Annotated in this window: 11 protein-coding genes; 2 read left to right on the forward strand and 9 right to left on the reverse strand. The window is 54.2% G+C overall.

Features of this window, described 5'->3' with window-relative positions; translation table 11 throughout:
- Nucleotides 1-306, forward strand: a 306-nt coding sequence (locus FGT79_RS32155; RefSeq protein ID WP_246096701.1) for a hypothetical protein, incomplete at its 5' end; no start/stop codon positions are given.
- Between the two features lie 107 nt (nucleotides 307-413).
- On the opposite strand, the gene FGT79_RS30170 is transcribed toward FGT79_RS32155, so the two are convergent.
- The 9 genes from FGT79_RS30170 to FGT79_RS30205 form a co-directional block, all read right to left on the reverse strand.
- Nucleotides 414-602 (reverse strand): hypothetical protein, encoded by a 189-nt coding sequence (locus FGT79_RS30170; RefSeq protein WP_053372930.1) that lies wholly within the window; start codon nucleotides 600-602, stop codon nucleotides 414-416.
- Between the two features lie 182 nt (nucleotides 603-784).
- A complete protein-coding gene (locus tag FGT79_RS30175; protein WP_138756522.1) occupies nucleotides 785-1,006 on the reverse strand; it encodes a hypothetical protein in 222 nt (73 codons plus the stop codon).
- Between the two features lie 141 nt (nucleotides 1,007-1,147).
- On the reverse strand, nucleotides 1,148-1,576 hold the full coding sequence (locus FGT79_RS30180) for a PaaI family thioesterase (protein ID WP_246096702.1): 429 nt from the start codon (nucleotides 1,574-1,576) through the stop codon (nucleotides 1,148-1,150).
- Nucleotides 1,577-1,581: 5 nt separating this feature from the next.
- The gene (locus tag FGT79_RS30185; protein ID WP_138756523.1) at nucleotides 1,582-3,360 is read right to left on the reverse strand and encodes a long-chain-fatty-acid--CoA ligase; all 1,779 of its coding nucleotides are present in this window, start codon (nucleotides 3,358-3,360) and stop codon (nucleotides 1,582-1,584) included.
- Nucleotides 3,361-3,375: 15 nt separating this feature from the next.
- A complete protein-coding gene (locus tag FGT79_RS30190) occupies nucleotides 3,376-5,166 on the reverse strand; it encodes an acyl-CoA dehydrogenase family protein (RefSeq protein WP_138756524.1) in 1,791 nt (596 codons plus the stop codon).
- Between the two features lie 178 nt (nucleotides 5,167-5,344).
- Entirely contained in the window at nucleotides 5,345-6,559 is a 1,215-nt protein-coding gene (locus tag FGT79_RS30195) for an acetyl-CoA C-acyltransferase (protein ID WP_138756525.1), read from the reverse strand.
- A 30-nt stretch (nucleotides 6,560-6,589) separates the two neighbouring features.
- Complete coding sequence (locus FGT79_RS30200; protein ID WP_138756526.1) at nucleotides 6,590-9,031, reverse strand: 3-hydroxyacyl-CoA dehydrogenase/enoyl-CoA hydratase family protein; 2,442 nt, start codon at nucleotides 9,029-9,031, stop codon at nucleotides 6,590-6,592.
- A 53-nt stretch (nucleotides 9,032-9,084) separates the two neighbouring features.
- Entirely contained in the window at nucleotides 9,085-9,207 is a 123-nt protein-coding gene (locus tag FGT79_RS32355) for a hypothetical protein (protein ID WP_281286051.1), read from the reverse strand.
- Nucleotides 9,200-11,440 (reverse strand): (Fe-S)-binding protein, encoded by a 2,241-nt coding sequence (locus FGT79_RS30205; RefSeq protein WP_246096703.1) that lies wholly within the window; start codon nucleotides 11,438-11,440, stop codon nucleotides 9,200-9,202. The genes FGT79_RS32355 and FGT79_RS30205 overlap by 8 nt, the downstream gene beginning before the upstream one ends.
- A gap of 234 nt (nucleotides 11,441-11,674) precedes the next feature.
- Between FGT79_RS30205 and FGT79_RS30210 the strand changes: the two genes are divergently transcribed.
- Nucleotides 11,675-12,631, forward strand: a complete 957-nt coding sequence (locus FGT79_RS30210; protein ID WP_138756527.1) for an electron transfer flavoprotein subunit beta/FixA family protein — start codon at nucleotides 11,675-11,677, stop codon at nucleotides 12,629-12,631.
- The last annotated feature ends 111 nt before the right edge of the window (nucleotides 12,632-12,742 follow it).

Raw genomic sequence — 12,742 nt, forward strand, 5'->3', positions numbered from 1 at the left:
TTGGTTGGTTGGTTGGTTGGTTGGTTGGTTGGTTGGTTGGTTGGTTGGTTGGTTGGTTGGTTGGTTGGTTGGTTGGTAAATGGAGCTGCTTCCTCTGACTTCCTTCAGCCGACCACTCTAGCTACGTTGCACTTTATACACGCTAATCGTCGTTTAAGTAACCATGCTCTTGCTACGTTGCACTTTCTGCAACGTAGCCTGACGAATTTTTTTTTTGCGAGGTTCTATTGCACAAAGTGCAATGTACGCCTCAGTGGTCGCTTGATCGTTGATCGATTGCTCAGTTACTCGATTGCTCCGTTGTAAATCAATGAAGTTTGTCATAACCACCGATCAATTCGCGCCTGAAAAACACAAAAAAGACTTTGCATCCTGCCAGCGACAGTGTACAAAGCCGTATTATACCTATTGTGCTAACTGACCGAGGAGTTCATTCTGCCTAGCTCGTTTTCAACCAATGTCGTTAATTCATCCTCGTAGCCACCGGTAATCCGGTACTTGCGAATATACTCTTTAACAAACTTACGCGGGTCCTTGGGTTGAAAAATTCTCGTGAGTTCCTTCAGGCTTTCCTTGACTTCATTCTGGCTATGTTTCGCCATGAAATCTCCTCCCCTTCACGTTGGATGGTCGTCCTAAACAGCATGATACGAGACCGCATGCGGAGAACACACCGCAAGAACCCCCCACTCGGTACAGGCAACTCCATGGCCAATGAGTCACAATGTTCACATTTTTCTTACTATTATAACATTTTGAATTCGAATAGGAAAGTGAACATTTATTAATCTTGCGGCGCAGCTTGTTCGGGTTTGGCTTCCTTAGCGTGCCCGCCATCCCTTGATTTTGCTGAGATTATTACGTTTGGAGACGAGACATCGTCTGTCTGGTTAGACGTTGAAGAGAGCCTGTCTTTACGAAACATTCTTAAATATGCGATTACGCCAATGACGGCAACCACAATTCCAAACCCCAATACCAACGTCGTTACCCAGCCTTGAACCATGTCCTCGCCTCCTTCCTTATACTACATTTATCGGAATAATACCATCATTCGTTAAGCCTTTAGCAAATCATAAAACTTTCCATATATTAGGTTTTATTATAACGAATCTGAAGCAGGCAAGCAAATGACGCAAGCACCAAATTAGATAATTCGGTATGCACCGAGCCCAAGGCCGAGAAGCTTACCGCTGTCATCCTTCACCTGCGCTTCCAGTGTCAGCGTCCGCCCCGTCCGGTGCACCAGCACCGCCTCGCAGAACAGCAAGCCCCCCTTGCTGCTGGCAAGAAATTGTGTGTTCAAATTAGCTGTAACTGTTCGCTGCTCAGGTGCCGCCAACATAACAACGAGTCCCATCGCATTATCCAGCAGAGACATCTGCACGCCGCCGTGAACGATTCCAAGCAGATTGAGATGCCGCTCAGTTGCATCCAGACTTATTGTCGCTTTACTGGCGTTCGCTTGCACGACCTTACAGCCAAGTAATCCCCAGAATGTTGCTTGAGCACGCTCCGCAAGTCTCATGAGATGATCGGCCTGATCAGCCTCTTGTACAACCAACTCCTCATCCACGCCGTTCACTCTCCCTTGTTCTCCGCAGCCGCCGCAGCTTCCCTCTCCTCCTCGTAAAGTTTTCGACGGAGCACCTTTCCAACCATCGTTTTTGGAAGCGTTTCCCTAAAAGCATAATAATGAGGCACCTTATAAGCCGCAAGCCGATCTCGGCACCAGCGATCAAGCTGGCCGCTCGATACCTGCCAACCCTCTTTGAATACAATAAATGCCTTTACAGATTCTCCCCTATACTCATCCTTGACCCCGATCACAGCGGCTTCCCTAACAGCCGGATGCTCGAACAGCACCTCTTCAACCTCACGCGGATAAATATTGAACCCACCCGCAATGATAACATCCTTAATCCGATCCATAATCGTAAAAAATCCATCCTCATCCATTGTTGCCAAATCGCCGGTATACAGCCAACCATCGCGCAGCACCTGAGCCGTTTCTTCTGGTTTGTTCCAATACCCCTGCATAACCTGAGGTCCTCGGACGATAAGCTCACCCAACTCCCCAACAGGGAGCCTCTCGCCTGTCTCTGAATGAATGATGGCGGACTCCGTATCGGGAAGGGGGACTCCGATCGTACCTATTTTGCGGTAGCCCCAGATCGGATTCGCATGGGTTACTGGAGATGCCTCAGACAAACCGTAGCCCTCAATAAGTCGGCCTCCCGTTAACGCTTCAAATCTCTCCTGCACCTCGAGCGGCAAAGCAGCCGACCCGCTAATGCATACATTAATAGACGACAAATCTGTTTTGGCAGCCGCCTTATGATGAATTAGTGCTACGTACATTGTCGGAGCACCAGGAAATATCGTCGGCTTCTGCCGCCCAATCGTCTCTAGAACCGTCTCCACTTCGAAACGCGGCAGCAGAATAAGCGTACCTGCCCGAAGCACCGACATGTTCATTAATACTGTTAACCCAAATACATGAAACAAGGGCAGAGCGGCTAAGAATCGTTCTTTAGCTTCCTCCGCTTTATAGCACCAGGCCGCGATTTGCATCGTATTCGCTACGAGATTACGATGGGTAAGCATGACGCCCTTAGGTGTACCCGTTGTGCCTCCTGTATATTGCAGCGCCGCCAGCTCCGTCCCTCTGGCAGGCTCTGGCAGCTTAACCGCAGCATACTTCCCCGCAAGCAGCTTTTTGTAGGCAACAACGCCGTATGATCCATACGGCATTTCTGCACGAAAGCCTTCCTTGCGCTGCTTGAGTGGATAGAGCAAGCTTTTGGGGAAAGGCAGACCATCCTTAATCGATGTGACCACCACATGCCTCAGACGCGGCAAGGGTCCTGCCTCCGGCTGCTTACCCCGAACCCGCGACACGCGGGGATAAAGCAAATCGACCGTAATCATCAGAACGGCTCCGCTATCTGCCAACTGATGCTCCAGCTCCCGTTCCACATAAAGCGGATTCGTCTGCACGACGATACCTCCGGCAAGCAGCACGCCGTAATAAGCGATGACCGCTTGCGGACAGTTCGGAAGCATAATCGCTATACGGTCACCTTGCACAATACCAAGGGAAACCAGCCCTAAAGCAAGACGAGTAGCAGAGTCGTGCAGCTCGCGGTAAGAAATGATTTTGCCAAGAAAATGAACGGCTGGATGGTCTGGGTGATCATTTGCCGAATCGACTAGAAATTGAACGATGCTCTGGTCGGGATAGCTTTGCGTAGGAGAAATCTCCTCCGGGTAATGTCGAAGCCATGGATACGCGCGCTCTTCAGCTTCATTAGGCGGCTGATTTTGCAAAGATGGGTCTTCCGGTCTGAGCGGTTCCATTCATGCTCTCCCCCTTCACACGACATAATGCTCGCCACGAATAACGTTGGCGGCTATCGTTCGCTTCAAAGCTACCGTATTCGATAAAGGCGCGCGCATTAGCTTCTTCAGAATGGACAGCTGCATCTGCAGATGATCTCCTTGCTCAAGTGAAGCAAGTGCAAGCTTAGCCAGAGACTCGACGCGTTCCATCGCTTCTTGCACGAACACCGTTGTCATCGCAATCACATTTTCTGTTTTTTCGGACGCAGCACCACTGCTCGTGTTTACTATTTTTTGCGACCGCAGCAGCGCGCTTTCCATTGCAAATATCTGGATCATAAGATCGGCAAGCGAGCACAGCACCTCCTGCTCTTGCTCGAGCCGAGTTCCCAGCTTCTGAACCGCGAGCCCGCCTACCGTAAGGAATACTCTCTTCGCTTGCTCAAGGCGGAATGCTTCCTTGCTGAGCGGCTTATCAAGTGGAGGGAGCGGCATTGGCTGAACAAGCTCGGCTTGCAGAGACCGCACTTTACGCAGTAGAGGAAGCTCGCCCTTTAATGCTTTTTTCATCAACGTGCCCGGAATGAGCATGCGATTGATTTCATTCGTGCCTTCAAAAATCCGATTTATACGTGAGTCCCGGTAAATCCGTTCGACCTTATAATCGCGGATATAACCATAGCCTCCGTGAATCTGTACGCCCTCATCCGCCACGAAATCAAGCGCCTCAGATGCAAAAACTTTAATAATCGAGCATTCGATCGCATACTCCCCTATCGCTTTGGCTACAGATGCGCCGTCTCCAGCCGTTCCATCCGCCGATTCCGTTGTCCGCAGCATCGCATCGATCCAGCCCGCAGTCCGGTAGACCATGCTCTCCAGTACATAGGTGCGAATGTTCATGTCGGCCAGCTTGGCACCAATGAGCGGATAAGCCGATATTGCGCGTCCGAATTGCTTACGCGAGTTCGCGTAGGATGAGGCAAGCTCGATTGTTTCCTTCGACGATCCCAGACAGGCAGCCCCCAACTTGAAACGACCAATGTTCAAAATATTAAAGGCAATCTGATGCCCTTTCCCGACCTCCCCAAGCACGTTTGCGACCGGTACCGCCACATCCTCGAAAAACAAAGGGCGCGTTGAAGAACCCTTGATGCCCATCTTATGCTCCTCTGGCCCAATACTGAACCCAGGCATGCCCCTCTCGATAATAAAAGCGGTAAAATATTCACCGTCTACTTTGGCATATACGATAAACAGATCCGCAAATCCAGCATTCGTAATATATAGTTTGGAGCCGTTCAGCACGTAATGCTTACCGTCTGGTGATAACCTTGCGGTCGTTCTCGCGCCAAGTGCATCCGAGCCAGATGCAGGCTCCGTCAAGCAGTAGGCAGCAATTCGCTCGCCTGTTGCAAGCGCAGGCAGATAAGCCTGCTTCTGTGCGGGCGTTCCGAAAAACACAATAGGCAGCGTGCCGATACCGGTATGCGCACCGACCGAAAGTGCGAACGACGAGGCGCGTGCCAGCGTCTCAGCGAGCAGCGTTGTGCTCACCTTATCGAGCCCTAAACCGCCATAAGCCTCCGGAACATCCGCTCCGAGCAGACCCAGCTCACCTGCCTTTCGCATCAGCTCGACCGTCAAATCGTAATTCAGCGCCTCCAGCTCCGCATCGCGCGGTGTAATTTCCGCCTCCAAAAACTGCTGCGCCGCATCTCCCATCATCCGCTGTTCATCCGTGAAGTCCTCGGGTGTCACAACAGAGTCCGGGCTGCTGTCCTCCATGACAAACCGGCCGCCAAAACGTATCGTTTCTGCCATGCTGCAGGTCTCCCTTCAGTCATTCGATTATTAGCGCGATTAAACATGCTCGCCATCTATTATTGACGAAATTCAGATTACACCTTCTCTTATGCGCATAGACCTCAATTACACCGTCCACCCTGCGCCCTTCTCTCACGCGTAATCCTCCGTCCTGCCTTCCACACTGCACCATTCCTTATGTTCCGTAGACTTCAATCACACCAGCCGCTCCCATCCCGCCGCCGACACACATCGTAACAACGCCAATTCCGCCTCCCCTTCTGCCAAGCTCATGAATAAGCGATACCGTCAGCTTCGTACCCGTGCAGCCCAATGGATGACCGAGTGCAATGGCTCCGCCGTTGACATTAACCAGCTCTGGATTCACACCCAGCTCCCTGATGATCGGAACGCATTGTGCTGCAAAAGCTTCATTAATCTCGAACAAATCGACCTGATCAAGCCTAATACCTGCTTTCCCCAGCGCCTTCGGAACCGCTTCTATCGGTCCGACGCCCATAACCTCGGGGGCTACGCCCGCTGCACTGAAGCTGCGAAATACAGCGAGCGGCTGTAGTCCAAGCTCTTCCGCCTTCGCCCTGCTCATGACAATAACAGCCGCCGCACCGTCGCTCATCTGTGAGGTGTTACCAGCCGTAACCGTTCCTTCTCTAGCAAATGAAGGCTTGAGCGCAGCCAGCACCTGCTCGCTCGTCTCCTCTCGAACCCCCTCATCGGTATCAAATTGAAAAACTTTCGACCATGGTCTTCCCGCATCATTCACGCCAGAGCGGCTGGCTGTAACCGGTACGATCTCCGCTTGGAAACGGCCAGCCTTGATGGCTGCTGCGGCCTTGCGGTGACTTGCTGCTGCGAATGCATCCTGCTCCGCACGCGACACGCTGTAGCGGCGCGCTACCTCCTCTGCCGTATGTCCCATGCCCATGTAGACCTCCGGCCGGGCATCAACAATCGCCGGATGTGGTGAGAGCTTGAAGCCCGTCATCGGCACATGACTCATGCTCTCTACGCCGCCCGCCGCGATCACTTCCGCATCGCCAAGCCGGATACGCTCCGCCGCATACGCGATTGCCTGCAGGCCCGATGCGCAGAAGCGGTTAATCGTAACGGCAGGTGTCGTTACGGGCAGCCCTGCATATAGCGAAATCGTGCGCGCCATATTGAGTCCCTGCTCACCTTCAGGCATCGCACAGCCGATAATGACATCCTCCACGAGCGATGGCGGCAAGCCCGGTACCCGAGCAAGCGCACCTTGCAGCACCGCTTTTCCCAGATCCTCTGCCCGCGTCTCCGCCAAGCTGCCCTTTGATGCTTTGCCGACTGCCGTCCTCACCGCAGCAACGATAACGGCATCTAGCCCGGAATTCTCAAACGGTGATGAAGCTGACATCGCGATCTCCTCCTTCTGCTTACCTCGCATTCAATTGCGCAGCGGCTTGCCTGTCGCCAGCATATGACTCATGCGCTCCTGCGTCTTGCGCTCACCGCATAGGCTGAGGAATGCCTCGCATTCCAAATCGAGCAAATATTGCTCGCTAACTTCCGCGCCAGGCTGAATGTCGCCGCCAGCGAGCACGGTGCCCAGCTTGCCGGCTATAAGCGCATCATGCTTGCTAATATGGCCGCTCAGCCGCATGGCCTGCACCGCGACCTTGAACACCGCGTTGCCTTCGCGCCCGGCAACGCGAATGCGCTCTTCCGCGAGCGGCGTATAGCCTTCGCGATCAAGCGCAAGCACCGCCCGCTTCGCCTCGGCAATCCGCGCCTCCTGCCGCATAATGACACGATCCTGCGGCCGCATCAGTCCCAAACGGCTCACCTCGTAGCCGCTTGTTGACGTTTTGGCAAGTGCAATCGTCTCGAACAGCGCATTCAGATGCGGCTGCAAATCCCCTCCCGGCTTGCCGCTGCTGGCCATCAATGCCCGCTGTGCCGCCATTGCCGCCGCTTCCTTGCAGCCCCCGCCTGCCGGAATTAGACCGACTCCCGTCTCCACGAGCCCGAAATACGTCTCCGGGGAATATATAATTTGATCTGCCGGCAAACACGCTTCAACCCCGCCGCCAAGCGTCATCCGGTGCGGAGCGGCAACAACAGGACGTTCGAGCCGCTTCAGCTGCAGCATACTGCTTTGGAACAATCGAATGATATCCTCCACTTCATCCCAATCACCACTCTGCGCCTCCATCAGAAGCAGCATCAAGTTCGCCCCCACGCAGAAATGACGTCCCTCATTCGCTAGGACAAGCCCCCGCCAATTCCGCGATACCTCCTTTGTGCTTTGTGTAATCGCAGATAAAATATCGCCGCCGATCGCATTGTTGGGCGACTGGAATTCCAGCAGCGCTACCTCATCGCCTAGATCAATCAAATTTGCACCGTTGTTCGAAAATATGGTTTTGCCCTCCGCCTTCAAAGCAGCGAGCGAAATCGTATCCGTCTCGGCAAGCTCAGTTTGATAAGCACCGCTCGCAGCATATAGACGCTCGTTCCCCTGTACGCGATAAAAGCTTTCATGACCCGTTTCAAGCCAGCCTATCACCCATTCCGGTACATGATCACCCTCCCTTTGCATCCGCTGCACGGAGTCCCGCAGCCCAATCGCATCCCATAGCTCGAACGGTCCCAGCTCCCAGTTAAAGCCCCAACGCATCGCACGGTCGATAGCAGGCAGCGAGTCTGCGATAATGCCGACCTGACCCGCCGCATAAAGAAGCGTTTTCTTAACCGTTGACCAAGCGAACCTCGCATATCGGTCACGCGGATCGGTTCCGAGCAATGCTTTCACCTTGCCTGCTGCCCCTTTGGCAGCTTTGGCGGCATCAATGACCGGTGAACTCACTGCTCGCCTCGGCCCATATGCCAGCGTATCAAGCCGCAGCGTCTCAATCTCACTGCCACTTTGCCCTCTAACCTTCCGATAAAAGCCGGCCCCCGCCTTCTCCCCGAAACGACCTGAAGCAACAAGCTGCTCAAGCAGTATCGGTCTTGCAAAAGCCTCCTGCTCCGCGGCATCGGTGCTCCTCTCCCGCACGTTGTCCACGACATGCAGCAGCGTATCGAGCCCGACGATGTCGAGCATGCGCAGCGTAGCCGTCTTAGGCCTGCCCATGGCAGGTCCCGTCAAAGCATCCGCCTCCTCCACCGTCAGACCGAAGGCCTGCATATCTGCCAGCGTGACCAGCATCCCATAAGTGCCAATCCGGTTCGCGATAAAATTAGGCGTATCCTTCGCAAGTACAACACCCTTGCCTAGCCGTTTCTCACAAACCTCGGTAAGCAAGCGTACCGTGTCAGGCGAAGTATGTGCCGTAGCCACGATCTCGACCAGCTTCATATATCTAGGAGGATTAAAGAAATGGGTAACACCAAAATGTCTTCGGAACTCCTCGCTTCGACCTTCCACCATGGAAGATGCCGATAATCCCGACGTATTCGTCGATACGATTGACCCTGGCGAGCGCGACGCTTCAATGATTGCAAGCACCTGCCGCTTAATATCAATCTGTTCGACCACAGCCTCAACAATCCAATCCGCCTCGCCAATCCACTCTAAATGATCCATTAGATTACCCGCCGTAATCCGGCTAGACCAGCTTGGATCGTATAGCTGCGCTGGCTGCGATTTGCCCATTCTCGCCACAGCACCTGCAGCAAGCCTATTCCTCACTTTGGCATCAGCAAGCGTCAGCCCTTGCCGCTCCTCCTCTGCTGTGAGCGATTGCGGCACCATGTCCAGCAGCGCCACACGCATGCCCGCGTTTGCCAAATGAGCGGCGATGCCCGCGCCCATCACGCCGGAGCCGATGACTGCGGCTCTGCGAATGGAGCCGGCGTTTTTTTGGGGCAATTGTTCCGTCATAGGCGGCTTCCTCCTCTTTTGCCAACGGTTTACTGTTTCTTATTTACTGTTTCTTATAATGAACTCTGCAGCAGCAAAGCTTCTGCCAAGCATTCAAAGGATGCCGCTAACAAGCTTGGCATCTCCTGAATGACAGGGCGAGACTCCGCTGCCTTCCATCCTGCCTGCTTATTCACCAAATACACTCTCTGCCAGCAGCTCCGCTACATCACGCGCAATGACCCGCTCATCTGCCGACAGCGCTTTTAAACCGTCCTCCATCATCGTCAGACAATACGGACATGCGGAGCTGATAACGGAAGGCTTCACTTCCAGTGCCTGTGCGGTTCTAGCATGGTTAATACGTGTACCGGCATCCTCCTCCATCCACATGAGACCGCCACCCGCGCCGCAGCACATTCCATTTGAGCGCGAGCGCTCCATCTCCCGTATCGTTACACCTGGAATGGCTCGCAGCATATCACGCGGTGCTTCATACGACTGGTTGTAGCGGCCGAGATAGCAGGAATCATGAACCGTTACCTGCTCATCGATCGTATGCGTCGCTTTTAGCAAACCTTTACTAAGCAAACGGGCCAACAGCTCCGTATGATGCTCAACAATGATGCTGCTTGGCAGACCGAAATCGGGGTATTCGTTTTTGAGCGTATTGTAGGTATGCGGGCATGGTGTCACGATATGGACGATCTCGTATTTGCCCATGGTCTCAATATTCTCGCGGCACAATTCTTGGAATAACAATTCATTACCGATTCGCCGTGCGGTATCGCCAGAGCTCTTCTCCTCCAGACCTAGCGTTGCGAAGCTAATACCGGCATGGTGCAGCAGCCGTACGACATCATACAGTACGCGGCGGCTGCGCATATCATATGCGCCCATTGAGCCTGCCCACAGCAGCATGTCGGCTTTTCCCCCCTGCTGACGCAGCTCCTGCATCGTCGGGACGCGAATGCCAGTCCGGCTCTCGCATTCCGCAATCCAAGCAGCCCGTTCGGCGCGAGGCAAACCCCATGGGTTGCTTTGGCGCTCGATATTTTGCAGCGCACGCTGGCCGTCTGACGGCAGCCGTCCCTCCATAAGCACAAGATGACGGCGCATATCAATGATTTTGTCCACATGCTCATTGCCAACTGGGCACCGCTCCTCACAGTTGCGACAGGTCGTGCACGCCCAGAGCTCCTCCTCCGTCAGCACCTCGCCAATCAGCTCTACCTCCTCTGGATTTACGTTTTCCCACATCGTCCATGCGCCTGCTTGCGCTGCCATCGTCGGCTCAATGTCCGTTCCAAAGTACGGGGCCTCCTCCCATGCCGGTATAACGCCACCCATGACATGCGCTCTCCTCCCTGCTGGCGTTGACCAGATGCCAGCGGGAAGCCAAGGAGACTTCGATGTTATCGCAGCGCCTTTTTCTGTCAAATGGTCCCTCAGCTTCACAATCAGATGCATAGGCGACAGCAGCTTGCCCGTGCTAGCAGCAGGGCAGACATTCGTACAGCGTCCGCATTCCACGCAGGCATAAAGATCGAGCATCTGCTTTTGCGAGAAATGCTCCACCTTCCCTGCGCCAAAGGACTCCGCTTCCTCGTCCTCCAGATTGAGCGGCGTAAGCCGACCAGGCGGCGTACTTCTGCGGAACCATAAATTAATTGGAGCCGTCAGCAGATGAAAATGCTTGGATTGCGGCACATAAACGAGGAAGCCAAGCAGTACGAGCAGATGCAGCCACCAAAACACTTCAAACCCCGCATGAGCTGCCGTGCTTGCCGGCTGGATACCCGCATGCTCGAGAACACGAGCCAGTCCCCCGCTCACTGGTGCGTAAGCTTCCTGCACGAGCTGAGACGCAGAGTCTTCTTCCGCTGCAGCTAATCGCTCAAACGCCAAAGTAAACATAATCGTCAGCATCAGCGAGCCGATAAACCACATGACAAGCGATGGCTTCCAGCCTCTTTTTAGCCGGGGAAGCTGCTCTACGTAACGCCTTGACGCACCATACAGCACTGCTGCGAATACAAGCGTAACCGTCAGCTCTTGGGTGAGCGAGAACCAGCTATAGTAGGGCAACGGCAGCGGAGTGCCTCCATTCAGCCCTTTCCAGACCAGATCCGCCGCACCGAACTGCAATACAATAAATCCGTAAAAATACACCAAATGCATGATCCCGCTTCGCACATCATTAAGCAGCCTGCGATGACCGAGCACCTGTGAACCAAAGTCTGATTTCCCGCCTGCTTTGGGTCGGTATCGGCTGAACACTGCGGGGGCGCCAAGCCTCATGTATAGAATTCGCCTTTGCACAACCATTACGAACATCGAAACAGCAAGTACTACAACCGCCGCAAATAATACCCATCTGCCCCATTCCAGCCAAATAGGGACAACTCCGGCTGCCAACCTTGATGACATAGGCCACGCCCCCCTTAATCGCTCGCCCCAGCAGTACTGCATTCAAGCGGCATACTGTCGGACAAGTATTGAAGCGCTTTCAAAAACAACCGCGATGCTTCATGTATATGTCTTTTTGACCACGAACATGTCGCGCCAAGGGCGATTGAGAGCGGTCTATTCGTGCAAGCAGTCACATATCGTAGCACTGATGGACAGTGTGACCAACATGTCGGTTGAAGTGAGGGAGCTTCTATGCTAAAAATAGTCGTGCTTCTCAAGCAAACGTTTGATACCGAGGAAAAAATCGTCATAAAAGCTGGGACTGTTGACGAAAATGACGCCAAATTCGTCATTAACCCTTACGACGAATACGCATTGGAGGAGGCGCTTCGCCAAAAGGAGCGCCTCAGCGGGGAAGTCATCGCCATTACTTGCGGCCCTGAACGCGCACAGGATGCGCTGCGTACCGCGCTTGCGATTGGCGCCGATGAAGCCATACGGCTCGACAGCGCCTCCTTGCCAGATGACAGCTACGCGATAGCGGCGGTACTCGCGGCCGTCATTGCTTCCCTATCTCCCGATTTGCTGCTCGCTGGATTATTCGCGGTCGACAGCGGAGCTGGGAGCGTCGCCTTACAAATCGCCGAGCGGCTGGGACTGCCCCATGCCTCGTCTGCCGTTAAGCTCACGCTTCTAAGTAAAGACGAATGGGCTGCTCTGCCGGCGGAGAGTGCGCTGCAAGCCGCAGCTCCTTCGCATGCTGCACGTTTCGCACTCGTTGAGGGCGACATTGAGGGCGATACCAAAACCGTCGCGATTCCGCTGCCAGCAGAGAGCGTACTGCAAGCCGCAGCTCCTTTGCATGCTGAACGTTTCGCGCTCGTTGAGCGCGACATTGAGGGCGATACCGAAACCGTCGTGATTCCGCTGCCTGCTCTCATAACAGCTCAGCAGGGCTTGAATGAGCCTAGGTACCCGTCTTTACCGGGTATTATGAAAGCCAAGCGCAAGCCGCTTCGCGTCATCACGCCTGCGGAGCTAATAAGCAGCGGCGCACTCGACGCCGCCAGCATTACTCCCCGCACTGTACGCGCGGAGCTGCTCCCGCCACCGCCCAGGGCGGCTGGAAAACGCCTCTCCGGCGCACCGCAGGAACAGGCAGCAGCGCTGGTGTCGCTGCTGCGGGAGGAAGCCAAGCTTCCTCTCTAGTTAGCTAGGCGAGAAGGCGGGGAAAGGGAGCCTCTGGTTGGTTGGTTGGTTGGTTGGTTGGTTGGTTGGTTGGTTGGTTGGTTGGTTGGTTGGTTGGTTGGTTGGTTGGTT

The organism is Paenibacillus sinopodophylli, from assembly GCF_005930355.1.
Taxonomy (GTDB): domain Bacteria; phylum Bacillota; class Bacilli; order Paenibacillales; family Paenibacillaceae; genus Pristimantibacillus; species Pristimantibacillus sinopodophylli.

Coding starts and splice junctions, on each gene's coding strand:
- FGT79_RS30170 (WP_053372930.1), bottom strand. CDS start 602: ATGGCGAAACATAGCCAGAATGAAGTCAAGGAAAGCCTGAAGGAACTC.
- FGT79_RS30175 (WP_138756522.1), bottom strand. CDS start 1,006: ATGGTTCAAGGCTGGGTAACGACGTTGGTATTGGGGTTTGGAATTGTG.
- FGT79_RS30185 (WP_138756523.1), bottom strand. CDS start 3,360: ATGGAACCGCTCAGACCGGAAGACCCATCTTTGCAAAATCAGCCGCCT.
- FGT79_RS30190 (WP_138756524.1), bottom strand. CDS start 5,166: ATGGCAGAAACGATACGTTTTGGCGGCCGGTTTGTCATGGAGGACAGC.
- FGT79_RS30195 (WP_138756525.1), bottom strand. CDS start 6,559: ATGTCAGCTTCATCACCGTTTGAGAATTCCGGGCTAGATGCCGTTATC.
- FGT79_RS30200 (WP_138756526.1), bottom strand. CDS start 9,031: ATGACGGAACAATTGCCCCAAAAAAACGCCGGCTCCATTCGCAGAGCC.
- FGT79_RS30205 (WP_246096703.1), bottom strand. CDS start 11,440: ATGTCATCAAGGTTGGCAGCCGGAGTTGTCCCTATTTGGCTGGAATGG.
- FGT79_RS30210 (WP_138756527.1), top strand. CDS start 11,675: ATGCTAAAAATAGTCGTGCTTCTCAAGCAAACGTTTGATACCGAGGAA.